The following is a 23,262-nucleotide window of genomic DNA, read 5'->3' as shown; positions in this document are numbered from 1 at the left end:
GTAAAGTCGAAACGCAATGGATCAGCGTCTTGCTGACCCGGAGGCAGAGAATTTTGATTCAGATTAAAATGGCCCCGGTCCAGACGGATAATGGCCTGCCCACATGAAGGGGCAGGCCATTATATTTTACGACACCGCAAAGGCTTAGAAACAGGGCCCTAGGCCAGCGCGCTGTCGATCTCTTTACAAGCGGCAACAAGCCCTTTGACCGCGCTGACCGAACTGTCGAACATCGCCTGTTCGTCCTTGGTCATCTTGATATTGACCACACGTTCGATACCACCGGCACCGATCACCGTGGGCACGCCCACATACATGCCTTTCAGGCCCAGCGCGCCATCCACATAGGCCGCGCAGGGCAACAGGCGTTTCTGGTCTTTCAGATAAGCCTCGGCCATTTCAATGGCGCTGGTGGCAGGCGCGTAGAAAGCAGAGCCGGTTTTCAACAGGCCCACAATCTCGGCCCCGCCATCGCGGGTGCGTTGCACGATCGCATCCAGTTTCTCCTGCGTGGTCCAGCCCATATCGACCAGATCAGGCAGCGGGATGCCCGCAACCGTCGAATACCGCACCAGCGGCACCATCGTGTCCCCATGGCCGCCCAGAACAAAGGCGGTGACGTCTTTCATCGACACGTCGAATTCTTTCGCCAGGAAATGCCGGAACCGCGCAGAATCCAGCACACCGGCCATGCCGCAGACCTTTTCATGGGGCAGGCCGCTGAATTCACGCAGCGCCCAGACCATCGCATCCAGCGGGTTGGTGATGCAGATCACAAATGCATCCGGCGCGTTGGCCGCAATGCCTTCCCCCACGGATTTCATAACCTTCAGGTTGATGCCCAAGAGATCGTCCCGGCTCATCCCCGGTTTGCGCGCGACACCGGCGGTGACGATGCACACATCCGCCCCGGCAATATCGGCATAATCATTGGTGCCTTTCATCGTGGCATCGAATTTTGCCGACGGGCCGCTTTCGGCGATATCCAGGGCTTTGCCCTGCGGAATGCCTTCGGCGATGTCGAACAAGACAACGTCGCCCAGTTCTTTCAGTGCTGCGAGATGGGCAAGCGTGCCCCCGATCTGTCCTGCGCCGATCAGCGCAATCTTGGGTCTGGCCATGAGAGTGATCTCCAAGTCCCTGTTGATGTTGGCAACGGGCGTAGCGGCCTCCCCGGTCCGGCGCAAGACTATGCGCACGCGGCGGAAGGCCCCATGCGGCAGCGCAGCGAATTTAACCCTCTGGAAACAAGATAAAAACAGGCAGGGAACGATCCCATTATCAAGAACAGACGAAAGGAGGCGCAGGGCGATTTTTCGCCTGAGACATCAGAACTGCGCCGGAAAATATCTGCGATTCTCCTCATGGTTCCAGGCGCCATGCAGGAGAGTGATCAGATGCTTTGACATAAAGCTTCATATCCGGGCAGATCATCAGCGAGACGCAACAAAATGTCGCCAGACTGCGGCATTTCAGAACTTGCGTTCGCTGCGCAGGCATGGTCCTTGCCGATGCGACACGGTTGGAAAGGACAGTCATGGACCATCGCGCGCGCCCCTACCGTTCGGTTCTGTATATTCCCGGCTCCAGGGCCCGCGCTTTGGAAAAAGCCAGAACCCTGCCCGTGGATGCCATCATCTTCGATCTGGAAGATGCCGTTTCCATAGATGAAAAGGCGAACGCGCGGCAGCTTCTGACCAAGACCCTCAGCGCGGGCGGCTATGACCCGCGCGCACAGATCGTGCGGATCAACGGGTTCGATACGCCCTGGGGCACTGCCGATCTTGAGGCGATCATCGCCGCCAGCCCAGAGGCCATTCTGCTGCCCAAGGTCAACAGCGCCGCCGATATCGAAGCGCTGGCCGCCCGGCTGGATGCCCATACGGAAACCGCGGACACCACAATCTGGGCGATGATGGAAACCCCCCGTGGCATCCTCAATGCCGATCAGATCGCCGGGGCCCCGCGCATGGCCGGGTTTGTCATCGGCACCAATGATCTGGCCAAGGATCTGGACAGCCGCACCCACCCGGATCGTACCCCGTTGCTGACCTCCCTCCAACTCTGCCTGCTGGCGGCCCGCGCCCATGGGCTGGTCTGTCTGGACGGTGTTTATAACAGTTTCAGGGATGAAGACGGGTTGCAGCGCGAATCTGAACAGGGCCGTGATATGGGTTTTGACGGCAAAACCCTGATCCATCCGGCACAGGTGGCCGCCGCCAATCAGGTTTTCGCCCCGTCCGAGGCTGAAATTGACCTGGCCAGGCGCCAGATCGCCGGGTTCGAGACCGCCACCGCCTCGGGTCAGGCGATTGCCGTTGTTGATGGCAGCATCGTCGAAAACTTGCATGTGGAGACCGCCCGCGCCACTCTGGCAAAAGCGGCGGTCATCGCCAGGCTGGAGCAGGCATGATGGGTTACCTCCTTCTGATCGCAGGCATTGCCCTGTTCATCGCGGCGCATTGGTTCAAACGGCTGATGCCCGACCGCCGCGCCGCCATGGGGGAGGCGGGCAAAGGCCCGGTCGCCCTGGCCATTCTGGCCGGTATCGTGCTGATGGTCATCGGCTATCGCAGCGCGGCCTATGTGAATATCTGGTTCCCGCCCGATTTCCTGACCCATATCAACAATCTGCTGATGCTGCTGGCCTTCTGGTTCTTCGCGCTCAGCGCCCTGCCCGGCACGATCTCGGCCCGGGTGCGGCACAAGCAACTGACGGCGGCAAAGCTCTGGGCGGTGGCCCATCTGCTGGTCAATGGTGATCTGGCCTCGATCATCCTGTTCGCCAGCATGCTGGGCTGGGCGGTGGGCACTGTCATTCTGATCAACCGGGCCGAACCGACATGGGACAGGCCAGGCCAGCCGACCCTTGCCGCCGATGGCAAAGCGCTTGTGATCGGGGGGGTTGTGATGGTGGGGGTTGCGATGATCCACGCCTGGCTGGGCTATTACCCGTTCCAGTCGTGATGCGGATGTCTCGCGCCCTGTCCTGTGGCTTTGATGCAGTCACCAACGGGGCATCCCGCCTCTCTTTCACGCTTGGAGACAGGTGAATGAGCAAGACCAATCCGGGCTTCTTTTTCGAGGATTACACGCTTGGCCAGGTCATTGACCATGCCATCCCGCGCACCCTGTCCGGTGGGGAACGGGCGATGTATCATGCGCTTTACCCGTCCCGGCACGCGCTTTATTCCTCTGATGAATTTGCCCGCGCCTGCGGCCTTCATGCCAGCCCGCTGGATGATCTGATCGCGTTCCATACGGTCTTTGGCAAAACCGTTCCCGATATCTCGCTGAATGCCATCGCCAATCTGGGCTATGCGGAGGGGCGGTTTCACCTCCCCGTCTGGCCCGGCGACACCCTGCACGCACGATCAAAGGTGATCGGGCTGAAACAGAACTCAAACGGCAAATCCGGCGTGGTCTATGTCAGAACCGAGGGGCTGAACCAGCATGGCAGCCTTGTGCTGGATTATGTGCGCTGGGTGATGGTCCGCAAACGGGATATGGAGGCACCGGCACCTGACACGGTGATCCCCGATCTGGCCACCCATGTCGCGCCCGAGGCACTGCTGATCCCAGAGGGCCTCGATTTTTCCCATTACGACACCGCCCTGACCGGAGAACCGCATCGCTGCCCGGCATATCAGATCGGTGAAATCATCGACCATATCGACGGTGTTACGCTGAGCGAGGCCGAACATATGATGGCCACGCGCCTGTGGCAGAACACCGCCAAGGTCCATTTCGATGCAACCTTCCGGGATGATGGCCAACGCCTGATCTATGGCGGCCATATCATCAGCCTTGCCCGCACCCTGTCCTTCAACGGGCTGGCCAATGCGCAGATGATCGCCGGTATCAATGGCGGCGCCCATGCCAACCCGGCCTTTGCAGGCGATACCGTCAAAGCCTGGAGCGAAGTGCTGGACAAGGCCGACACAAGCGCGCCCGGGGTCGGCGCGCTGCGCCTGCGGCTGGTCGCCACCAAGGGCAGCCCCGCCGCAGGTGCCCTGAAAGATGCGGATGGCCGCTATCTGCCAGAGGTTCTGCTTGATCTGGATTATTGGGTGCTGATGCCGGTCTGAGCTACGGCCCTATAGCCTTTCGAGTTAACATTGCATCGCTTGTTCGCGGCCTCTCCCTTCGGCTCGAACTCCCTTCGGCTCGAACGCGAAAAGCGATGATCATGTCTCAATGAAAACTCGAAAGGCTTTAATGCAGGGTGTGGCCAATTGCCTTGCGCGTTTCGGCATCAAGGGTCGAGATGTGGGTCACACCCTCTGCATCAATCATATATTCACGCTGCGGCACGGTCTTCGCGTAATTGCCTGACAGCAAGGTGACCGGAATCGGCAGATAGGTTTCATCCCGCGCCAACCGCTTCTGTTCGCAGAAGGCGTAGATATGGTTCAGCATCACTTTCGGGGAAAAGCGCAACCGGCCAAGATCCCATCCGATCTTGTTGCGTTGATATCCATCCCCTTCGGAACGGGTGCAGATCACCTTGGCAATCTCAAAGATCAGCGGATCGGCATAGGCCTTCTTTTCAACCGGAACAATCACATATTCCCAGGCTTCCAGACGAACCAGCGCGGCGGCGGCAGTGGCCATGTCACAGGTTGGCTGCTGAACGATCCAAAGCACAGGCTCCAAACCAAGCTCACCGGTCAGATCTGACCCGACCACGATCTCATGCCAGAGATCCGGGTCGGGGCATTCCACCATCCACTCCATCAATTCTGCATGACCGCGACTGAACGCAAAAGTCGGTTTGTCTTCCACCATCTGTTCCTAACACTACTCACATATCATTAAGGATGGGTTAGGCAGCCAATACGGCGGCACTAAGGCGCAATCAGGGAGAAGACGGGAAGAAGACGGGGCGGCTTCGCCATAAGTTATTTGTGATCACGCCCCACGAAACTGTGATCACAACAAGCCATACTGCGGCATTAGAACCCAGAATTGAGCGTATTTTCAACGCCACAGAGCGTGACAGCGCCGAAAAACCCGTTATTCATGAGGGAAATACAACTCACACCAAGCTCAACCTGAAAGGGTGTTCGCCATGGCAGATGTGAACCGGGGCAATCGGCCCCTGTCCCCGCACCTGAATATCTATCGACCACAACTGAACTCCATGACCTCGATCCTTGTACGGATCAGCGGCAATGCTTTGCTTGTCGGGGCGATTGTGATCGTCTGGTGGTTGCTGGCCGCCGCAACCGGCGCAGACTATTTCGCCGTCGTGGACGGGCTGATCACCTCGTGGTTCGGCGATCTGGTGATGCTCGGGTCACTCTGGGCGCTGTGGTATCACACGCTTGGCGGGATACGGCATCTGATCTGGGATCAGGGCTATGGCCTGGATACGGACACCGCCGACAAGATGGGCTGGGGCATGATTATCGGCTCGGTCGTGTTCACCTTCCTCACCGTCATTGCGATCTGAAGAGGGAGAACGACATGACATTTCTGACGGACCGCAAACGTGTCGATGGCCTGGGTTCTGCCAAGGGCGGCACCCATCATTTCTATTCCATGACCGTGACCTCCATCGCGCTGCTGATACTGACACCGATCTTCGTGTTCACCATCGGCGCGCTGATCGGCGCGCCTTATGAAGAGGTAATCGCCGGCCTGTCCCGGCCCTTCACCGCCATCATCACCGCCCTGATGCTGATCGTCGGCTTCCATCATTTCCGCCTCGGCGTCACCACGCTGATCGAGGATTATGTGCATGGTCTGGCCGGCAAACTCAGCATCATCGCCATGACACTCATCAGCTATGGCCTTGCTGCCATCGGCCTTTTCGCCATCGCGAAAATCGCGCTCTGAACAGACAGGAGCCTTACAAGATATGACCGCTTCCTACGATATCACTTACCACAATTATGATGTTGTGGTTGTCGGCGCCGGTGGCGCGGGTCTGCGCGCGACACTTGGCATGGCGGAACAGGGGCTGAAAACCGCCTGTATCTCCAAGGTGTTCCCGACCCGCTCCCATACGGTGGCGGCGCAAGGCGGCATTGCCGCATCACTGACCAATATGGGCCCGGACCACTGGCAGTGGCATATGTATGACACGGTCAAAGGCTCTGACTGGCTGGGCGATACGGATGCGATGGAATACCTCGCCCGTGAAGCCCCCAAGGCCGTGTATGAGCTGGAACATTACGGCGTGCCGTTTTCCCGCACCGAAGAGGGCAAAATCTATCAGCGCCCGTTTGGCGGCCACACCACCGAATTCGGCGAAGGCCCGCCCGTGCAGCGCACCTGCGCCGCCGCCGACCGCACCGGGCATGCCATTCTGCACACGCTCTATGGCCAGTCTCTCAAACACAACGCGGAATTCTACATCGAATATTTCGCCATTGATCTTCTGATGTCCGAAGACGGCCAGTGCCAGGGCGTTGTCACCTGGAAGCTGGATGATGGCACGATTCACGTCTTCAACGCCAAAACCACCGTTCTGGCCACCGGCGGCTATGGCCGCGCCTATTTCTCGGCCACCTCGGCGCATACCTGCACCGGCGATGGCGGCGGTATGGTGACCCGTCAGGGTCTGGCGCTTCAGGATATGGAGTTTGTGCAGTTCCACCCCACGGGCATCTATGGCGCGGGCACGCTGATCACCGAAGGCGCGCGCGGCGAAGGCGGTTATCTGACCAATTCCGAGGGGGAGCGGTTCATGGAACGCTACGCGCCCACCTATAAGGATCTCGCCTCACGCGATGTGGTCAGCCGCTGCATGACCCTGGAAATCCGCGAAGGGCGCGGGGTCGGGGCAGAGAAGGACCATATCCACCTGCATCTGAATCACCTGCCGCCGGAAACCCTGAACCTGCGCCTGCCGGGCATCACCGAAAGCGCCCGGATTTTCGCAGGCGTGGACCTGACCAAGGAACCGATCCCGGTTCTGCCCACGGTCCATTACAATATGGGGGGCGTCCCCACCAATTACTGGGGCGAGGTTCTGAACCCGACCGCCAAAGACCCTGATGCAATTGTGCCGGGCCTTATGGCCGTGGGAGAGGCCGGATGCGCAAGCGTTCACGGCGCGAACCGTCTCGGCTCCAACAGTCTGATCGACCTTGTGGTCTTTGGGCGCGCCGCCGCGATCAAGGCAGGCCAGGTGGTGGACCCGGAGGCCCCGGGCCCAACGCTTAACCAGGCCTCACTGGACAAGGCCATGAACCGGTTTGACGGGTTGCGCCATGCGGATGGCGGCACGCCCACAGCAGAGTTGCGGCTTGAAATGCAGAAGACCATGCAGGCGGATGCCGCCGTTTTCCGCGCCGACAAGACACTTGCCGAAGGGGTCAAGAAGATGGAGGCGGTTGCCGCCAAGCTGGACGATCTGCATGTCACCGATCGCAGCCTGATCTGGAATTCCGATCTGATGGAAACGCTGGAACTGACCAACCTGATGCCCAACGCGCTGGCCACCATTGTCGGGGCCGAGGCGCGCAAGGAAAGCCGGGGCGCCCATGCCCATGAGGATTACCCGGATCGCAACGACAAGGAATGGCGCAAGCACAGCCTGGCCCTGGTTGAAGGCACCAAAACCACGCTCAGCTATCGCCCGGTGCATCTGGACCCGTTGACCAAGGCCAAAGACGGCGGCATCGACCTGAAAAAGATCGCCCCGAAGAAACGGGTATATTGATGATGTGCGGAACGGACAGGCTGGTCTTTCTAGGGCTGCGGCCCAAAGGATCAAACCTGTTTCATCCCGGAACCGGCAAAAGCAGAGGAATGGCCGGCCTGCCGCACGCTACGGCCCCCGCCATCCTTTGCACGACGCCCCTGACAGGTTACTGAATGCGCGCGCCATGACCCGAACCATATTCATATCCCTGCTGGTTCTCACCCTGACAGCCTGCAATCTGGCGCAGGACACCGCCAACACCATCGCCCGCGATCAGGCGCGCGGGGTGATCAATGGCATCGTGGCCGAGCGCTTCCCCGGGATCAATGCCGCCCCGGTCACCGATTGCGTGGTCGACAATGCCTCGGCCCAGGAAATCCTGACCGTTGCGCGTGCAGCACTTGTCGGCGTCACCGATCAGACCGTCACCACGGTCACCGGCATTCTGCAACGCCCCGATACCGTGCGTTGCATTGCCGAAAACGCGCTGACATCGCTGGAGGATTTCGCTTGAGACCCTGCGCAGCCCTGCTCTCGCTTTCAGCCCTCCTCGTGCTTGCCGCCTGCGGCCCCATGTCAGCCGCCCGCGCCTATGAAACCTGCACCGACCGGGCCCGCGCCGCCACTGGCCCCACGGGCAGCATCGGGGTGGGGGTGGGATCAGGCGGGGCAAGCACCAATATCGAGATCGGGATCAGCACCGATTATCTGGCCGGGCGCGACCCGCAACTGGTTTATGATCGCTGCTTCCGTCAACTGACCGGTGCCGGACCAACCCGGCCCCTGATCCTGTGAGGGCAGCCGATGATTGAGCTGACCTCCCATAACGGCCTCACCTGTGCTGATATCCATCACAATACCGGCACACTGACTGACCCGGGGCGAATGCCTCTTTTTTTACCGGTCCCTGAAACGACCCAGACAGATGCTGGCACAACCCGATACCAGCACATTGTACATGATTTGCGAGTTATGCCAGGGCGATGCGCTTTGGCTGTAAGCCCCATCCTACCAACCGGCTGCAGGAAACTCGCAATGACTGACACGCCTCGCCTTATTGCCGTTGGCACCCATCACAAAACCGGCACGGTCTGGTTGCGCAGGGTGTTCAATATCGGCTCAGATACACTGAACATACCTCGTATCCGGGTGAATGGCCCGCGCAGGGAAGACCAGATACCGGCCACGGGACGGGCGGTTGTTGTGAACTGGGACAGCGCCTTTTCCGATGCCCTTCTGGCGCGCGATGATCTGCGTGGGCTGCACATGATCCGCGATCCACGCGATGTGCTGATATCGGGGATGCGATATCACCAGATTGCCCCGGAAGCTGGAGAGAAAGCCCTGCATGTTCCCCGCAAGGAACTGAACGGCCAAAGCTACCAGCAGCACCTCAAAAGCCTGGAAACCCTGCATGAGAAGATGCTGTTCGAGATGCAGAATATGCATCTCAGAACGCTCAACCAGATGACAGCATGGCGCTATGACCGCCCCAATATCCACGAGGTCCGCTATGAAGACCTGATGCAGGATCAGGACTGCGCGATGTTCGCGAATATTCTCGATTTCCTCGGCTTCACAGGCACGGATAAAGACACAATGCTCGACATTTACTGGGCCAACAGCCTTTTTGGTGGAATGAAAGAAAAATCTGACCGCCCGCGCCGGGTCTCGCTGCACATCCAGTCGGGTGAAGCCGCACAATGGACCACGAAACTCCCCCGCTCTGTGGCTGAGATCTATGCCAAACATCACGGCCAGGCCTTGATAGACCTGGGGTATGAAACCGATATGAACTGGATCAGCCGATGCCCTGAAAGCGTCGACCTGGTCGCCACGACATCCTAGGAAAGACCGGAGACAGACATGGTTGAACTGAGGCTCCCCAAAAACTCGCGCGTTCGCGTCGGCAAAACCTGGCCCAAACCGGCCGGGGCCGGCAATGTGCGGAAATTCAGCATCTATCGCTGGAGCCCCGATGATGGCGAGAACCCAAGGGTCGACACGTATTTTGTCGATATGGACACCTGCGGGCCCATGGTTCTGGATGCACTGATCAAGATCAAGACCGAGATCGACCCAAGCCTGACCTTCCGCCGGTCCTGCCGCGAAGGCATCTGTGGGTCCTGCGCGATGAATATCGACGGGATCAATACGCTGGCCTGCATCTACGGCATGGACGAGATCAAGGGGGATGTGAAAATCTACCCGCTGCCACATATGCCCGTGGTCAAGGACCTGATCCCGGATCTGACGCATTTCTATGCCCAGCACGCCGCCGTCATGCCCTGGCTGGAAACCAAAACCCAGCGCCCCGAACATGAATGGCGCCAGTCGATCGACGACCGCAAAAAACTCGACGGGCTTTATGAATGTGTCATGTGCGCCTCCTGCTCCACGTCCTGCCCCAGCTATTGGTGGAATGGCGACCGCTATCTCGGGCCCGCCGCGCTGTTGCATGCCTATCGCTGGATCATCGACAGCCGGGATGAGGCAACGGGGGAACGTCTGGACGATCTGGAAGACCCGTTCAAGCTTTACCGCTGCCACACGATCATGAACTGCACGAAGACCTGCCCCAAAGGTCTGAACCCCGCCAAAGCCATCGCAGAGATCAAGAAGATGATGGTCGAACGGGCGTATTGAGGCGCCCGGCACGCCTTGCGATATCGACAGTGTGTTTCTGCTACAGCGCCCCGCCTTCAACCTGAGCGATGACATCTCACCAATGTGCCCCGGAACGCTATAGCGAAATCGTTTTACAGCATGCTGCCTTAAACCTGAGACATCGCGCATCACAAATGTCCCGAGAACGCGAAGCGTGGCAGGGTATTTGTGATTCAAGTTTAAGGCAGGGTGCTTTAATCTGCACCACCGCTCATCAAAATTCGCGTTCTATAGCGTTTCGGCTTACTGTTGAAACGCATTGGATCAACAGTTTGCTGACCCGGAGGCAGAGAATTTTGATTCATATTAAACGATTTCTGCTCTATAGCTTCGGCCTGAAATCCTGAATCACCCCGCATCACCCTCCCGCCCGGCGGCCCCGCCGGGCAGCGTCTGAGCCGCCCCCAAGGGGCGCGGGCGCTTTATTGGAGTGTAATCGTAGTGTAAATCCGCCCCCCTGAACGGACGGGGGGCAGCGCCTATGTGAAAGCCGCTTCCAAAGCGATTTCCACCATGTCGGAGAAACTCGATTGCCGGTCTTCCGACGGCAAAGCCTCCCCCGTGATCAGATGATCCGATATCGTCAGAACCGCCAGCGCCCGAATGCCATGGCGGGCCGCCAGTATATACAGCTCGGCGGCCTCCATCTCGACGGCAAGAACACCGTGACGGGTCATCTGCTCGGTCAGGTCCGGGCGTTCATCATAAAACACATCAGACGAATAAATCCCGCCCACATGCGTATCACAGCCTTTGGAACCCGCCGCCTTATGGGCCGCCTGCAGCAGGCCGTAATCGGCGCAGGGGGCATAGTTCAGCTCTTTGAAGATACCCCGCGACGGCGTTGACAGCGTGGTTGAGGTCATCGCCAGCACCACGTCGCGCAGTTTCACATATGTTTGCATCGCACCGGCAGAGCCGATCCGGATCAGCGTCTTCGCGCCGTAATCCCGGATCAGCTCATTGGCATATATCGACAGGCTGGGCATCCCCATACCTGAGCCATGAATCGTAACCCGGTTCCCTTTCCAGGTCCCGGTAAAGCCCAGCATACCTCGCACTTCATTTATACAAACTGGATCGTCCAAAAACCGTTCTGCCGCCCATTTCGCGCGCAGCGGGTCGCCTGGCATAAGGACAGTTTCGGCAATATCACCGGGCTTTGCACCAATATGTACGGTCATCTCGGTTGGTCAGATCGCCATTGTGTCAAGCGATTTTCCACTTGTAAGCGCCTCTTTAATCCAGCCAGGCTGGCGACCACGTCCGGTCCAGGTCTGACTGGGATCGGCGGGGTTGGCGTATTTCGGCGGCGATTTCGGGCCAGACCCGGATTTTCCGCCCAGGATCTCATCCAAAGAGAACCCGTGCTCTTTCGCCGCTTTCTGTGCGGCAACCAAAGCCTCTTTTTTCTTACGCTTATCGAAGTCCTTCAACGCAGCAGTCACTTCTTTCTGCAATTCAAGTAATTCATTGCGCGACATTGCGCTCAGTTTTTTAGCCATTCCATGTGTCCCTTCTGATGGTGTCTCTCTGCTATGCCGGTATTCTGCAGCATGCAATAGGCACTTGTTAAAGGACATGTACTTTTAGGCAGGTTTACACCGACGCTGAAATATGTTTACGCGAGGGTCACTCGGCTGCCAAAGAGAGCGTATTTACCAGATAAACAATGTCCATCATGATACGATTCAGTTCGAAATCCTTTGGTGTATAGACTTTTGCAACTCCGAAACTCTGCAATTTTGCCACATCATCATCGGGGATAATACCGCCGACAATCACCGGAATGTGAGACAGATCTTCGGCCCGCAATCTGTCCATCACGTCCTCAATAAGTGGCACATGACTACCTGACAGAATCGATAAACCAATCACATGGGCCCCGTCTTTCCGGGCCGCCGCGACAATTTCCTGCGGTGTCAGGCGAATCCCCTCATAGGCGATATCCATTCCGCAATCACGCGCGCGAAACGCAATTTGTTCGGCCCCATTTGAATGGCCATCCAGCCCCGGTTTGCCCACCAGAAACGTCAATCGCCGTCCCAGTTTATCACTGACGGCATCCACCGCTTCGCGGATATCTTCCAGCCCATCGGTTTTGTTGGACCGGCTGCGCGAGACCCCTGTCGGTCCTCGATATTCGCCAAAGACCGCGCGCATCACACCGGCCCATTCGCCTGTGGTCACGCCTGCTTTCGCCGCCACAATTGACGGTGGCATGATATTTTCACCGTTTTGCGCGGCCTTTTTCAGCCCGGCAAGCGCTGCGTCAACCGCCTCTGCGTCCCGCTCGGCCCGCCAGCCGTTCAGACGCGCGATCTGGTCGGCCTCCGTCGCCGGGTCCACCACCATGATCCCCCCATCCGATCCCATCAGGGGCGAGGGCTCTGTTGTGGTGAATTTATTAACGCCAACCACCATAGTCTCGCCGCTTTCGATCCCATTCAGCCGGTCTGCATTGGATTCGACCAGCCGGCCCTTCATATAGTCAATCGCGGCAATGGCCCCGCCCATCGAGTCCAGATTAGACAATTCAGCCCGCGCGCCCTCTTTCAACGCCTCCACCCTGGCCGAAACCACCGGATTGCCATCAAACAGATCGCCATATTCCAGAAGGTCGGTTTCAAACGCCAGGATTTGCTGCATCCGCATTGACCATTGCTGATCCCAGGGCCGCGGCAGGCCAAGCGCCTCGTTCCAGGCGGGCAATTGCACCGCCCGGGCGCGCGCGTTTTTCGACAGGGTCACCGCCAGCATTTCGATCAGAATACGATAGACGTTATTCTCGGGCTGCTGTTCGGTCAGCCCAAGCGAGTTAACCTGCACCCCGTATCGGAAACGACGGTATTTCGGGTCCTCGACACCGTATCGTGTAGCACATATCTCATCCCACAAATCGACAAAGGCGCGCATTTTGCACATCTCGGTGACAAACCGGATACCCGCATTCACAAAGAATGAAATCCGGCCGACCAATGCCGGAAAATCCTCTGCCGCGACCCGGGGGCGCAACGCATCCAGAACCGCCGTCGCCGTTGCCAATGCAAAAGCCAATTCCTGTTCCGGTGTCGCGCCGGCCTCTTGCAGATGATAGGAACACACATTCATCGGGTTCCATTTCGGGATATTGGCATAACAATATTCCGCCACATCCGCGATCATCTTCAGGCTTGGCGCAGGCGGGCAGATATATGTGCCACGGCTGAGATATTCCTTGATCAGGTCATTCTGAACCGTCCCCTGCAGGGCCGTGATATCCGCCCCCTGTTCTTCCGCCACGGCAATATAAAGCGCCAATAGCCAGGGCGCCGTTGCATTGATTGTCATCGAGGTATTCATCTGATCCAGCGGGATCTGATCGAACAGGGCCCGCATATCGCCCAGATGCGCCACCGGCACCCCGACCTTGCCAACCTCCCCCCGGGCCAGGTCATGATCGCTGTCATATCCGGTCTGCGTCGGCAGATCGAAAGCCACGGAAAGGCCGGTCTGCCCCTTTGCCAGATTGCCCCGGTACAGCGCGTTCGACGCAGCGGCGGTCGAATGGCCCGCATAGGTGCGAATAAGCCAGGGGCGGTCTTTGTGAGCGGTCACGGCCATGTCTCCCGATTCCGATACGGCAATTTTATTCCGTTACGCGATATATATGGGAAATATTATGTCGATGTCAATTCGCTGCATCGCGGCATAACGGCTTTGGAATCGGATCATCCAAACCCGGATTCAGCAGGTCAAAGTCATAAGATCAGCAGGTCTACCGGTCCTGTGACTGGCGCATCCGCTGCTCCAGCCGGCGCAGCAATATCGACAAGGTGATGGTCATCGTCAGATAAATCAGCGCCACCACATTATAGGTCTCGAAATACCGGAAATTGCTGGCCGCCGTGACCTTTCCCAATTGGGTGATATCCAGCACTCCCAGAACCGAAACCAGGCTCGAATCCTTCACCATGGCGACAAAATCATTGCCCAATGGCGGCAGGATCGTCCGTATCGCCTGTGGAAAGATGATATGGCGAAACCGGTTCCAGCGGTTCAGACCCAGCGCCTCTGCCGCTTCAATCTGGCCCCGGTCGATGGATTGCAGACCGGCGCGAAACACCTCGGCGATGAAGGCCGAATAGCCGATGGCCAGCGCGATGATCGCCCGCCAGAGCAGGGGGAAATCGCGGGTGCGTATCGCCTCGACCCCCGCCATTTCGGCCAACCCGTTATAGCCCGCCACCAGCGCAGGTGCGAAGACAAAGGCCACGTATAGCAGCAGAACGATAATCGGAATGCCGCGGATGATCTCGATATAGAACCGGGCCATCTGGCGCAGGATCAGATGGCGCGACAGGCTGGCCAGCGCCAGAAGCAACCCCAGGGATGCGGCCAGCGCAAACCCCACCAGCGTCACGAAAATGGTGATCAGAACACCCCGGCGCAGCGTGTCGAGCACTTGCAGATAGACCGCATCGGTCAGCACCTGCCAAAGCGCATAAGCCCCAAGGCCCAGCACAGCCAGAAGCCACCAGGGAAAATCCCGATCCGACGGGCCCGGGGCGGGATCATAACAGCCCCCTGCCCCGGTGCTGCAAAGCCAAGGCAGGGATATGGGCCACCCGCCCCGCCTTACTGGCCGAGGCTGTAATCGACGAACCAGCGCTGATCGAGCATATCCAGCGTGCCATCGGCCCGCATTGCCGCGATGGCCGCATTGACCGGCGCCACCAGATCGGAGCCCTTGGGAAAAATGAAACCGAATTCCTCGGTGCCCAGCGGCGCCCCCACCAGTTTCAGCCGATCGGGGTTGGCATTGACATAGGCCTCGCCCCCGGCGCTGTCGCTCAACACCATATCCACGTCATCACTCAGCAATGCCTGAACCGCCGCCGGAATGGTCTCCAACAGCACGATCCGCGGGTTGGCCTCATCCCCGTCCAGCACCTCATAGACGCCCACATAAAACGGCGTGATCCCGGCCTGGGTGCCCAGCAGCAACTCTTCATCCGCCGCAAATCCTTCGGCATCGTCGAACCGGGTCTCATCGGCCCGCACCAGCATGCGCATCTGGCTGACCATATAGGGGTCAGAGAAATCGACCAGTTCTGCGCGATCCTCGCGAATGGTGATTCCGGTCATGCCCATATCATACTGCCCTTCGGACACCGCCGGGATCATCGCATCCCAACTGATATTCTGATAGGTCACAGCCATGTTCAGACGCTCGGCAATCTCTGCCATCGCGTCATATTCCCAGCCGATGGCATCCCCGGTCGCGGGATCGACAAATTGCAGGGGCGGATAGGCGTTTTCGGTGACAATCACCACCTCGCGCCCCTCAAGATCGGGCAGGTCCTGGGCGGTTGCGCAGATGGCAGTGGCGGCAAGAAGTGCCGTGGCGGCAAGCAGATGTTTCATCGGGTCAGGTACTCCCTTTGGTTATGGCGCCCGAGTATGGCGTGCCGACACATAAGGGCAAGGGGAGACAGGCCTACCCCGCCCCGCAAACTGCGCAATCCGCCCGCCGTTTCAGCGAAATCACCCGGGTCTCGCCATGCAGCGCATCATAAATCAGCATCCGACCACGCAAACCCTGCCCCGCGCCAGTGATCTCCTTCACCGCCTCCAGCGCCATCATACTGCCCACAACCCCCGGCAATGCCCCGATCACCCCGGTCTCGGCACAGGTCGCCGCCAGTTCCGGGGCGGGGGGGTTGGGAAAGACACAGGCGAAACACGGCGCATCGCCCGCCGGGTCATAGAGTGTCACCTGCCCCTCCCAGGCAGAAATGGCCCCGGCCAGCACCGGCCTGCCGCTTGCTCGCGCCGCGCGGTTGATCATATCGCGGCTGGCATAGCTGTCGGTCCCGTCAAGGATAAGGTCATATTCCGCAAATAATCCTGCGGCGATCTGCGCCGTCAGCTCCCGGTGATAGGGTTTGACCTCCACAAACGGGTTCAGCGCCCTGATCGCGACCTCCGCCGAAAACACTTTCGGCATCTCCTGACGCTGATCGGTATGGATCACCTGCCGTTGCAGATTTGACAGATCGACCCGGTCGCCATCAATCACCCCGATGGTCCCCACCCCCGCCGCCGCCAGATATAACAGCACGGGCGAGCCCAGCCCCCCGGCCCCCACAACCAGCACACTTGCCTCTTTCAGCGCCCGCTGCCCGCGCCCGCCGATATCGGGCAGGGTGATGTGGCGGGCATACCGTTCCAGTTCATCACCGGAAAACAACGGGGCCGAAACCGGGGCGGCCCGCCCGGCCTGTACCATCCCCGCCTGCACCAGCTCTGCCCGGGCCCGCAACCGGCCCAGCACCGCGCGATACCCCAGGATCATCAGAACAGCACCGCCGAGGATCAGCCAAAGCGCGGGGCTCTCGCCCGTGGCCATGCGCAGCGGATGCCCATCCGGCAACATAATCTGCAAGGCCAGAACCGCCACATAAAGCAGCCCCAGCATATAGAGGCGCGCCAGCCAGGGCGCGCCCATCAGATGACCGATCACAAGGATCACAGCGGCCAGGATCAGCACCAGCGCCATCAGCCGATGCCGGTGGAGCCAAACCCGCCACCCCCGCGTGCCGTCTCCTCCAGACCAATCACAAGCTGAAACCGCGCCTGCACCACCGGCGCGATGATCGCCTGGGCAATCCGGTCCCCATGGGCAATCGCAAACGCCCGGTCGCCGAAATTCACCAGCAACACCCCAAGGGGTCCGCGATAATCGCTGTCAATCGTCCCCGGGGTGTTGGGCAGGCTGATCCCGTGTTTCAGCGCCAGCCCCGACCGGGGCCGGATCTGCATCTCGAACCCCGCAGGCAGGGCCACCCGCAATCCGGTGGGCACGATCCGCCGCTCCATCGGCTGCAGGATCATCCCCTGCGCCCGCTCCGCCTCGGCAAAATTGGCCCGCAAATCCGCGCCCGCCGCCCCCGCCGTCGCATAATCGGGCAAGGCCACCCCGGCATCGGCCCAGTCTTCCCGCATCACCTGAACATCAACGCCCATCCGCCCCTGCTTCTCTATCTTGTCAAATACTTCCGCCGGAGGCTCCGACGGTCTCACCCCGCCCCCAACGCCTCGGCAATCCGCGCCGCCAGCCGCGCCGCAACCGCCCCCTTGGCCATACGCGGCCACTCCTCGACACCATCTGCGGTGATCAGATGCACCGCATTTTCCGCCCCGCCCATGATCCCGGTCCCGGGTGAGACATCATTGGCCACGATCCAGTCACAACCTTTCCGCGCCAGCTTCGCCTGTGCGAAAGCCACCACATCCTCGGTCTCCGCCGCAAAGCCCACAACCAGCGCAGGTCGCCCCTTTGACATCTGCGCCACCCCGGCCAGAATGTCCGGGTTCTCGGCAAATTCCAGCACCGGCATCCCGCCGGCCCCTTTCTTCATCTTCTGATCCGCCGCGTTTTCCACCCGCCAATCCGCCACCGCAGCGGCAAAAACCGCTGCATCCGCTGGCAGGGCCGCGCGCACCGCCTGGTCCATCTCGCGCGCCGTCTCCACCTGCGCCACCGCGACGCCGTCAGGCGGCGCAACCGCTGCCGGTCCGGTGACAAAACTTACCTGCGCGCCCAGATCGCGCAATGCCACCGCCAGCGCCGCGCCCTGCGCACCGGAGGACCGGTTGGCGATATAGCGCACCGGGTCAATCGGTTCATGGGTCGGGCCCGAGGTCACGATCACATGGCGGCCTTTCAGAGGCCCCTCCCCCAGGGCGGCACCGATGGCGGCCACGATATCAGGCACCTCCGACATCCGCCCCGGCCCGAACTCGCCACAGGCCATATGGCCCTCATCAGGCCCCACAACCAGCACGTCATCGCCCCGCAACACCGCCAGATTGCGCCTTGTCGCCGGATGCTCCCACATCCGCACATTCATCGCTGGCGCGATCAGCACGCACTTATCCGTGGCCATCAGCAGGGTCGAGGCCAGATCATTCGCATGCCCCCCCGCCATTTTCGCCATCAGATCAGCGGTGGCAGGGGCCACAACCACCAGATCGGCGGCGCGGGACAGCTCAATATGTCCCATCTCCGCCTCATCGGTCAGATCGAACAGGTCCCGATACACTTTCTGCGCCGCCAGCGCCGACACGCTCAAAGGCGTCACGAACTGTTCTGCCGCCTTGGTCAGAACCGGCACCACATCGGCCCCCTGATCCCGCAATCGCCGGATCAGATCCAGCGACTTATAGGCCGCGATGCCACCCCCGATGATCAATAAAATACGTTTGCCCGTCAGCATATCCGGTTTTCCTTATGCGCTGGCGCAGGTTAGGCAGGCCAGACGGTCAAGGTCAACGCGGCACACCTTCAGCACCCGGACATATAAACCCTCACGCGGCGAAGAAAGACAGAACCTCTGTCGACTGTGCTTCCAGGGTTTTGCGCATCTTGCCAAAGGCCGCCGTCTCCAGCTGGCGCACACGTTCCTTCGACAGGCCCATCTCATCACCCAGGCTTTCCAAAGTCCGCGGCTTGTCGCGCAATTTCCGTTCCCGCACGATATAGCGCTCCCGCTCGTTCAGGGCATTCATCGCGGTGATCAGCCAGTCGCGCAGCTGTTTGGTATCATGGGCATGTTCCACCAGTTCTGCGGCCTGCGCACTGTCATCCTCCAGCGCGTCGATCCATTCCCGCCCCTCATCCTCGGCGGATTGCGTCGCATTCAGGGAATAATCAGACCCCGACAGGCGGCCCTCCATCATCTCCACATCGTTGAGCGGCACCCCCACCTCGGTCGAGATCATCTGCCGCAACTGATGTTTGTCCAATGGCTGACCGGCAGCCATGGCCTCGCGTTCCAGCCGGGCCTGCACCCGGCGCATGTTGAAAAACAGGGATTTCTGGCTGCTGGTCGATCCGGTCCTGACCATCGACCAGTTGCGCATCACATAATCCTGGACCGAAGCTTTGATCCACCAGACCGCATAGGTCGAAAACCGCACACCGCGATCGGGGTCAAACCGTTCCGCCGCCTTCATCAGGCCCAGACCGGCCTCCTGCACCAGATCATTCATCGGGGCGCCGTAGCGTTTGAATTTCGCCGCCATCGAGATTGCCAGCCGCATATAGGCTGTGATCAGCCGGTGCAGTGCCGCTTCATCCCGGTGGTCCCGCCAGGCATAGGCCAGACGCAATTCCGTATCCGCATCCAGCAGTTCCGCCCGCATCGCGCGGCGCATGAATGACGGATTTCCAACCATATCCAAAGCCATGACTTTCCCTCCGCTGCATCTTTGATATTGGACCGCATGTTTTTGCGGCTCTATGAGTGTTACGATGCAAACCGCCAACTGGTTCACCGGAAGGGACATATAATTGCCTCTGCCTTCTCTCAGCCTTGTCATCGGGGGCGCGTCTTCGGGCAAATCCGCCTTTGCCGAACGTCTGGTCCGGCACAGTGATCTGGCCAAGGTCTATCTGGCCACCGCACAGGCGTTTGACGCAGATATGCAGGCCAGGATCGAGGCACATCGCAAGGCGCGCGCCGGTCAGGGCTGGCGCACGGTCGAGGCCCCGCTTGAGGTCGCCCCGGCCCTGGCCACACTGGAAACCGAAGAGATCGCACTGGTCGATTGCGCCACGCTCTGGCTCAGCAATGTGATGCTGGCAGGGCTGGACTGGGCGGATCAGGCCGATCAGCTGATCGAGGTGATGCTGCAAACCGAGGCGCCGGTGGTTGTGGTCAGCAACGAGGTCGGTCAGGGCATTGTGCCCGACACCCGCCTTGGCCGCGACTTTCGCGATGCGCAAGGGCGCATGAACCAGCACATGGCCGCAAAGGCCGGGCTGGTGGTGCAGGTCACCGTCGGATTGCCCCATGTCCTGAAAGGCGCGCTGCCGGGCCTGGATACCCCATGGTGACCCGCTGGTGGTGGGTGCGCCACGGGCCGACCCATGCAACCGGATTTACCGGCTGGCGCGATCTGCCCGCCGATCTGTCCGACCACGCGCGGATCGCACGGCTGAACGCCTTTCTGCCGCAGAAGGCGCTGCTGATCTCCTCCGATCTTGTCCGGGCCAGCGCAACGGCGGATGTTCTGGCAGCTGGGCGTACCCGTCTGCCCGCGCATCCGGGTTTGAGAGAATTCAATTTCGGTCTCTGGGACGGGATGCCCTTCAATGATGTCACCGCAAGCGACCCGGAGCTTAGCCGCATATTCTGGGAAGCCCCGGGCGATATCGCCCCGCCAGAGGGGGAAAGCTGGCATCAGCTTGCGGCCCGCGTCGCCCCGGTGGTCAGCGCATTCACCGCAGAACATGCGGGCCATGACATTGTCGCGGTCGCCCATATCGGGGTGATCATGACCCAGATCGCCATGGCCTCGGGCGCAACCCCGGCAGAGGTTCTGAGCCACAAGATCGACAATCTTTCCGTCACCACCCTGCGGCACGGGCCGGATGGCTGGCAGCTGGGGCAGATCAATCACACCCCGTGATGACCCGGATCAGAAATTGCCGATTGACCAACCGGGGCAAGCCGGTCCCAATGAGTATATGACATATTCCCTTCTGATCGCTGATCGTTCCTATTCAAGCTGGTCCCTGCGTGGCTGGCTTCCTTTCGCCGCCTTTGACATCCCGGTCGAGGTTTCGGTCACCCGGCTTTATGATGACCGGTTTGCCCGGGATGTGGCCGAATTTGCACCCGGGCGCACCGTGCCTGTGGTGCGTACCCCCGAAGGCGGGCTTTTGACCGACAGCATGGCCATCGCCTGGTATCTGGCCGAAGCCTTTCCCGACCGGGGCCTTCTGCCCGATGCCCCTGCCGCCCGCGCCCGGGCCTTGAGCCTGATATCGGAAATGCATGCGGGCTTCACCGCGCTGCGCGGGGCCTGCCCGATGAACCTGCGCACCGGATGGGTCGGGTTTGAGCCATCTGACGCAGTGCGCACCGATCTGAAACGACTGGAAACGATCTGGTCCGAAGCCCTCGTCGCCCATAGTGGCCCATGGCTCTGCGGCGCCTATTCTCTGGCCGATGTGGTCTTTGCCCCGGTGGCCACGCGGATTGTGACCTATGATCTGCCCGTGTCAGACCAGGCACGGGCCTATGTCGTCCATCATCTCAGCCACCCGGCCTTCCGCAGCTGGTATGAGGCCGGGTTCACCGATGGGCCGGAACAATCCCATTACGAGATGAACCTGCCCCGCTGCCCGTTCCCGATGCCCGCCTGAACAGGTTTGCGGTTGGCCTGAAACACCGCATGCCGGGTTAAGAACAGACCGGGGCGGCTGTGGGGTGTGTCCTTGAAGCCTGTTCGCATTAACGCTTTGCTAACCCTGTGCCCTTAGCGGTTGATCATGCTGGACACCGCCCGCCCCGACACGCTTGCCAAAACCCATACCGTTGCTTTTGAAGGGCTTGAGGCAAAGCGTGTCGAGGTTCAGTGCGCCGTCACCCCCGGCCTGCCCGCATTCGCCATTGTCGGCCTGCCGGACAAGGCGGTCTCGGAAGCCCGTGAACGGGTGCGCACAGCGCTTTCCGCCATGGCCATCGCCCTGCCGTCGAAACGGATCACCATCAACCTGTCGCCTGCGGACCTGCCGAAAGAGGGGTCTCATTTCGACCTGCCGATTGCCCTGGCCGTGCTCGCCGCCCTGGGTATCGTGCCCCGCGAAACCGTGGAAGAGGCCGTGGCCCTTGGTGAATTGTCGCTGGACGGCACGCTTGTGGGCGTGATCGGCGCGCTGCCAGCGGCCCTTGCCGCAGGGGAAGATAACAGGGCACTGCTCTGCCCCGCCGCCTGCGGGGCAGAGGCCGCCTGGGTCGGGGCCACACCGGTTTTCGCCGCCGCATCGCTTGCCCGGATGATTGCCCATCTGACCGACCGCAGCCCGCTTTCCCCCGCCACGCCGGGAGAGATCAGGCAGGAGAGCTCACCAAAAGACCTGCGCGAAGTCCGGGGCCAGGAACGCGCCAAACGTGCGCTTGAAATTGCGGCCGCAGGGCGTCACCACCTGTTGATGGTTGGCCCGCCCGGGTCGGGCAAATCCATGCTGGCCGCGCGCCTGCCGGGGCTTTTGCCGCCTCTTTCTGCCGCCGAGGCGCTGGAAACCTCAATGATCCAGTCGCTGGCGGGTCTACTGGACGAGGGTGGCATCTCCCGCAGCCGCCCCTATCGCGCGCCGCATCACACCGCCTCGATGGCCGCCATTGTCGGCGGCGGGCGCGGTGCGAAACCCGGCGAGATCAGCCTGGCTCATAACGGCGTTCTGTTTCTTGACGAGTTCCCGGAATATCCCCGCACGGTGCTGGAAACCCTGCGCCAGCCGATTGAAACCGGCGATGTGGTCGTTGCCCGCGCCAATGCCCATGTCACCTATCCCTGCCGGTTCCTGCTGATCGCCGCCGCCAATCCCTGCCGCTGCGGGCATCTTTACGATGCCAATCAGGCCTGCGGACGGGCACCACTTTGTGGTGACGATTATCTTGGCAAAATCTCCGGCCCGCTGATGGACCGGTTCGATCTGCGGCTGGAAGTTCCGCCCGTGGGTTATGCCGATCTGGATCTGCCACCCTCCGGCGAAGACAGCGCCACAATCGCCAAGCGCATCGCCACGGCGCGGACCCGGCAGGAAACCCGCTTTGCCGCCCTTGGCGTTGCGGCCCGCTGCAATGCGGATGCCGAGGGGGATCTGCTGGACGCGATCGCGACACCGGATGTTGAGGGGAAAGACCTGCTTGCCAAAGCGGCAGAGCACTTTCATCTTTCGGCGCGCGGATATCACCGCATCCGCCGGGTGGCCCGCACCATTGCCGATCTGGACGGCGATAAGGATGTGGGCGCACCACATATCGCCGAGGCCATCGGTTTCCGGCTGATCGGAACCGGGGAGTGATGTGCAGACATCACAGGAAAGGTTACAAAAATTCGCGATATCGGGCTTGTTTGTAACCTATTCCGACGCAGGAGACCCG

General features: G+C 60.4%; 25 protein-coding genes. 14 read left to right on the top strand and 11 right to left on the bottom strand.

The features are described from left to right. Nucleotides 1-158 precede the first annotated feature (158 nt). Nucleotides 159-1,121 carry a malate dehydrogenase gene (gene mdh, locus E2K80_RS01995; RefSeq protein ID WP_135372270.1) on the bottom strand — a complete coding sequence of 321 codons (963 nt, stop codon included), beginning with the start codon at nucleotides 1,119-1,121 and terminating at the stop codon, nucleotides 159-161. Between the two features lie 416 nt (nucleotides 1,122-1,537). On the opposite strand from mdh, the gene E2K80_RS01990 reads away from it, so the two are divergent. From E2K80_RS01990 to E2K80_RS01980, 3 genes are all read left to right on the top strand, one after another. Beyond that, nucleotides 1,538-2,413, top strand: coding sequence for an HpcH/HpaI aldolase/citrate lyase family protein (locus tag E2K80_RS01990; RefSeq protein WP_135372268.1), 876 nt, complete (start codon nucleotides 1,538-1,540; stop codon nucleotides 2,411-2,413). Then, nucleotides 2,410-2,967 (top strand): NnrU family protein, encoded by a 558-nt coding sequence (locus E2K80_RS01985; RefSeq protein WP_135372266.1) that lies wholly within the window; start codon nucleotides 2,410-2,412, stop codon nucleotides 2,965-2,967. The genes E2K80_RS01990 and E2K80_RS01985 overlap by 4 nt, the downstream gene beginning before the upstream one ends. A gap of 86 nt (nucleotides 2,968-3,053) precedes the next feature. Next, nucleotides 3,054-4,088, top strand: coding sequence for a MaoC family dehydratase (locus tag E2K80_RS01980; protein WP_135372264.1), 1,035 nt, complete (start codon nucleotides 3,054-3,056; stop codon nucleotides 4,086-4,088). Between the two features lie 127 nt (nucleotides 4,089-4,215). Here the strand turns inward: E2K80_RS01980 and E2K80_RS01975 are convergent, their stop codons facing one another. Then, the gene (locus tag E2K80_RS01975; protein ID WP_135372262.1) at nucleotides 4,216-4,788 is read right to left on the bottom strand and encodes a hypothetical protein; all 573 of its coding nucleotides are present in this window, start codon (nucleotides 4,786-4,788) and stop codon (nucleotides 4,216-4,218) included. Between the two features lie 283 nt (nucleotides 4,789-5,071). On the opposite strand from E2K80_RS01975, the gene sdhC reads away from it, so the two are divergent. The 7 genes from sdhC to E2K80_RS01940 all read left to right on the top strand — a co-directional run bounded on the left by sdhC (nucleotide 5,072) and on the right by E2K80_RS01940 (nucleotide 10,300). Continuing rightward, nucleotides 5,072-5,455, top strand: a complete 384-nt coding sequence (sdhC, locus tag E2K80_RS01970) for a succinate dehydrogenase, cytochrome b556 subunit (RefSeq protein WP_135372260.1) — start codon at nucleotides 5,072-5,074, stop codon at nucleotides 5,453-5,455. Between the two features lie 14 nt (nucleotides 5,456-5,469). Next, on the top strand, nucleotides 5,470-5,841 hold the full coding sequence (gene sdhD, locus E2K80_RS01965; protein WP_135372258.1) for a succinate dehydrogenase, hydrophobic membrane anchor protein: 372 nt from the start codon (nucleotides 5,470-5,472) through the stop codon (nucleotides 5,839-5,841). Nucleotides 5,842-5,863: 22 nt separating this feature from the next. Beyond that, nucleotides 5,864-7,672 (top strand): succinate dehydrogenase flavoprotein subunit, encoded by a 1,809-nt coding sequence (sdhA, locus tag E2K80_RS01960; RefSeq protein WP_135372256.1) that lies wholly within the window; start codon nucleotides 5,864-5,866, stop codon nucleotides 7,670-7,672. Between the two features lie 166 nt (nucleotides 7,673-7,838). Beyond that, on the top strand, nucleotides 7,839-8,168 hold the full coding sequence (locus E2K80_RS01955) for a succinate dehydrogenase (protein ID WP_135372254.1): 330 nt from the start codon (nucleotides 7,839-7,841) through the stop codon (nucleotides 8,166-8,168). A 59-nt stretch (nucleotides 8,169-8,227) separates the two neighbouring features. Next, on the top strand, nucleotides 8,228-8,449 hold the full coding sequence (locus E2K80_RS01950; protein ID WP_135372252.1) for a hypothetical protein: 222 nt from the start codon (nucleotides 8,228-8,230) through the stop codon (nucleotides 8,447-8,449). 240 nt (nucleotides 8,450-8,689) lie between these two features. Further along, nucleotides 8,690-9,502: a sulfotransferase domain-containing protein gene (locus E2K80_RS01945; RefSeq protein WP_168193071.1), complete on the top strand. Its 813-nt coding sequence runs from the start codon at nucleotides 8,690-8,692 to the stop codon at nucleotides 9,500-9,502. An 18-nt stretch (nucleotides 9,503-9,520) separates the two neighbouring features. Beyond that, nucleotides 9,521-10,300, top strand: coding sequence for a succinate dehydrogenase iron-sulfur subunit (locus E2K80_RS01940; protein ID WP_135372248.1), 780 nt, complete (start codon nucleotides 9,521-9,523; stop codon nucleotides 10,298-10,300). 500 nt (nucleotides 10,301-10,800) lie between these two features. Here the strand turns inward: E2K80_RS01940 and deoD are convergent, their stop codons facing one another. The 9 genes from deoD to E2K80_RS01895 form a co-directional block, all read right to left on the bottom strand. Continuing rightward, nucleotides 10,801-11,505 carry a purine-nucleoside phosphorylase gene (deoD, locus tag E2K80_RS01935; RefSeq protein WP_135372246.1) on the bottom strand — a complete coding sequence of 235 codons (705 nt, stop codon included), beginning with the start codon at nucleotides 11,503-11,505 and terminating at the stop codon, nucleotides 10,801-10,803. A gap of 9 nt (nucleotides 11,506-11,514) precedes the next feature. Beyond that, the gene (locus tag E2K80_RS01930; protein WP_135372244.1) at nucleotides 11,515-11,826 is read right to left on the bottom strand and encodes an H-NS histone family protein; all 312 of its coding nucleotides are present in this window, start codon (nucleotides 11,824-11,826) and stop codon (nucleotides 11,515-11,517) included. Nucleotides 11,827-11,953: 127 nt separating this feature from the next. Further along, nucleotides 11,954-13,918 (bottom strand): protein meaA, encoded by a 1,965-nt coding sequence (locus E2K80_RS01925; RefSeq protein WP_238475622.1) that lies wholly within the window; start codon nucleotides 13,916-13,918, stop codon nucleotides 11,954-11,956. 160 nt (nucleotides 13,919-14,078) lie between these two features. Continuing rightward, nucleotides 14,079-14,825 (bottom strand): amino acid ABC transporter permease, encoded by a 747-nt coding sequence (locus tag E2K80_RS01920; protein WP_238475621.1) that lies wholly within the window; start codon nucleotides 14,823-14,825, stop codon nucleotides 14,079-14,081. 113 nt (nucleotides 14,826-14,938) lie between these two features. After that, nucleotides 14,939-15,727: a transporter substrate-binding domain-containing protein gene (locus E2K80_RS01915; RefSeq protein WP_135372238.1), complete on the bottom strand. Its 789-nt coding sequence runs from the start codon at nucleotides 15,725-15,727 to the stop codon at nucleotides 14,939-14,941. A 73-nt stretch (nucleotides 15,728-15,800) separates the two neighbouring features. Then, nucleotides 15,801-16,862, bottom strand: coding sequence for a HesA/MoeB/ThiF family protein (locus E2K80_RS01910; RefSeq protein WP_135372236.1), 1,062 nt, complete (start codon nucleotides 16,860-16,862; stop codon nucleotides 15,801-15,803). Then, nucleotides 16,862-17,329: a dUTP diphosphatase gene (gene dut, locus E2K80_RS01905; RefSeq protein WP_135372234.1), complete on the bottom strand. Its 468-nt coding sequence runs from the start codon at nucleotides 17,327-17,329 to the stop codon at nucleotides 16,862-16,864. Before dut ends, E2K80_RS01910 begins: the two co-directional genes overlap by 1 nt. 53 nt (nucleotides 17,330-17,382) lie before the next feature. After that, the gene (gene coaBC / locus E2K80_RS01900) at nucleotides 17,383-18,582 is read right to left on the bottom strand and encodes a bifunctional phosphopantothenoylcysteine decarboxylase/phosphopantothenate--cysteine ligase CoaBC (protein WP_135372232.1); all 1,200 of its coding nucleotides are present in this window, start codon (nucleotides 18,580-18,582) and stop codon (nucleotides 17,383-17,385) included. A 91-nt stretch (nucleotides 18,583-18,673) separates the two neighbouring features. Further along, nucleotides 18,674-19,555 carry an RNA polymerase factor sigma-32 gene (locus E2K80_RS01895; protein WP_135372230.1) on the bottom strand — a complete coding sequence of 294 codons (882 nt, stop codon included), beginning with the start codon at nucleotides 19,553-19,555 and terminating at the stop codon, nucleotides 18,674-18,676. A 103-nt stretch (nucleotides 19,556-19,658) separates the two neighbouring features. On the opposite strand from E2K80_RS01895, the gene cobU reads away from it, so the two are divergent. From cobU to E2K80_RS01875, 4 genes are all read left to right on the top strand, one after another. Continuing rightward, nucleotides 19,659-20,204 (top strand): bifunctional adenosylcobinamide kinase/adenosylcobinamide-phosphate guanylyltransferase, encoded by a 546-nt coding sequence (gene cobU, locus E2K80_RS01890; RefSeq protein ID WP_135372228.1) that lies wholly within the window; start codon nucleotides 19,659-19,661, stop codon nucleotides 20,202-20,204. Continuing rightward, on the top strand, nucleotides 20,198-20,779 hold the full coding sequence (locus E2K80_RS01885) for a histidine phosphatase family protein (RefSeq protein WP_443216544.1): 582 nt from the start codon (nucleotides 20,198-20,200) through the stop codon (nucleotides 20,777-20,779). Before cobU ends, E2K80_RS01885 begins: the two co-directional genes overlap by 7 nt. Before the next feature lie 58 nt (nucleotides 20,780-20,837). Next, nucleotides 20,838-21,518: a glutathione S-transferase gene (locus E2K80_RS01880; RefSeq protein WP_135372226.1), complete on the top strand. Its 681-nt coding sequence runs from the start codon at nucleotides 20,838-20,840 to the stop codon at nucleotides 21,516-21,518. Nucleotides 21,519-21,644: 126 nt separating this feature from the next. Next, nucleotides 21,645-23,183 (top strand): YifB family Mg chelatase-like AAA ATPase, encoded by a 1,539-nt coding sequence (locus tag E2K80_RS01875; protein ID WP_135372224.1) that lies wholly within the window; start codon nucleotides 21,645-21,647, stop codon nucleotides 23,181-23,183. The last annotated feature ends 79 nt before the right edge of the window (nucleotides 23,184-23,262 follow it).

Origin of the sequence: Rhodophyticola sp. CCM32, from assembly GCF_004751985.1 — a bacterium.
Taxonomy (GTDB): Bacteria; Pseudomonadota; Alphaproteobacteria; order Rhodobacterales; family Rhodobacteraceae; genus Rhodophyticola.
Note: the sequence above shows the minus strand (reverse complement) of the source record. Positions and strands in the feature narration are given on the sequence as shown.

Bases quoted from the DNA above. Each gene is read 5' to 3' on its own strand.
- E2K80_RS01975 (WP_135372262.1), bottom strand. From the start codon at position 4,788: ATGGTGGAAGACAAACCGACTTTTGCGTTCAGTCGCGGTCATGCAGAA.
- E2K80_RS01895 (WP_135372230.1), bottom strand. From the start codon at position 19,555: ATGGCTTTGGATATGGTTGGAAATCCGTCATTCATGCGCCGCGCGATG.
- E2K80_RS01885 (WP_443216544.1), top strand. From the start codon at position 20,198: ATGGTGACCCGCTGGTGGTGGGTGCGCCACGGGCCGACCCATGCAACC.
- coaBC (WP_135372232.1), bottom strand. From the start codon at position 18,582: ATGCTGACGGGCAAACGTATTTTATTGATCATCGGGGGTGGCATCGCG.
- sdhA (WP_135372256.1), top strand. From the start codon at position 5,864: ATGACCGCTTCCTACGATATCACTTACCACAATTATGATGTTGTGGTT.
- dut (WP_135372234.1), bottom strand. From the start codon at position 17,329: ATGGGCGTTGATGTTCAGGTGATGCGGGAAGACTGGGCCGATGCCGGG.
- E2K80_RS01945 (WP_168193071.1), top strand. From the start codon at position 8,690: ATGACTGACACGCCTCGCCTTATTGCCGTTGGCACCCATCACAAAACC.
- E2K80_RS01880 (WP_135372226.1), top strand. From the start codon at position 20,838: ATGACATATTCCCTTCTGATCGCTGATCGTTCCTATTCAAGCTGGTCC.
- deoD (WP_135372246.1), bottom strand. From the start codon at position 11,505: ATGACCGTACATATTGGTGCAAAGCCCGGTGATATTGCCGAAACTGTC.
- E2K80_RS01950 (WP_135372252.1), top strand. From the start codon at position 8,228: ATGTCAGCCGCCCGCGCCTATGAAACCTGCACCGACCGGGCCCGCGCC.
- E2K80_RS01985 (WP_135372266.1), top strand. From the start codon at position 2,410: ATGATGGGTTACCTCCTTCTGATCGCAGGCATTGCCCTGTTCATCGCG.
- E2K80_RS01940 (WP_135372248.1), top strand. From the start codon at position 9,521: ATGGTTGAACTGAGGCTCCCCAAAAACTCGCGCGTTCGCGTCGGCAAA.
- mdh (WP_135372270.1), bottom strand. From the start codon at position 1,121: ATGGCCAGACCCAAGATTGCGCTGATCGGCGCAGGACAGATCGGGGGC.
- sdhC (WP_135372260.1), top strand. From the start codon at position 5,072: ATGGCAGATGTGAACCGGGGCAATCGGCCCCTGTCCCCGCACCTGAAT.
- sdhD (WP_135372258.1), top strand. From the start codon at position 5,470: ATGACATTTCTGACGGACCGCAAACGTGTCGATGGCCTGGGTTCTGCC.
- E2K80_RS01955 (WP_135372254.1), top strand. From the start codon at position 7,839: ATGACCCGAACCATATTCATATCCCTGCTGGTTCTCACCCTGACAGCC.
- E2K80_RS01915 (WP_135372238.1), bottom strand. From the start codon at position 15,727: ATGAAACATCTGCTTGCCGCCACGGCACTTCTTGCCGCCACTGCCATC.
- E2K80_RS01910 (WP_135372236.1), bottom strand. From the start codon at position 16,862: ATGGCGCTGGTGCTGATCCTGGCCGCTGTGATCCTTGTGATCGGTCAT.
- E2K80_RS01875 (WP_135372224.1), top strand. From the start codon at position 21,645: ATGCTGGACACCGCCCGCCCCGACACGCTTGCCAAAACCCATACCGTT.
- E2K80_RS01980 (WP_135372264.1), top strand. From the start codon at position 3,054: ATGAGCAAGACCAATCCGGGCTTCTTTTTCGAGGATTACACGCTTGGC.
- E2K80_RS01930 (WP_135372244.1), bottom strand. From the start codon at position 11,826: ATGGCTAAAAAACTGAGCGCAATGTCGCGCAATGAATTACTTGAATTG.
- E2K80_RS01990 (WP_135372268.1), top strand. From the start codon at position 1,538: ATGGACCATCGCGCGCGCCCCTACCGTTCGGTTCTGTATATTCCCGGC.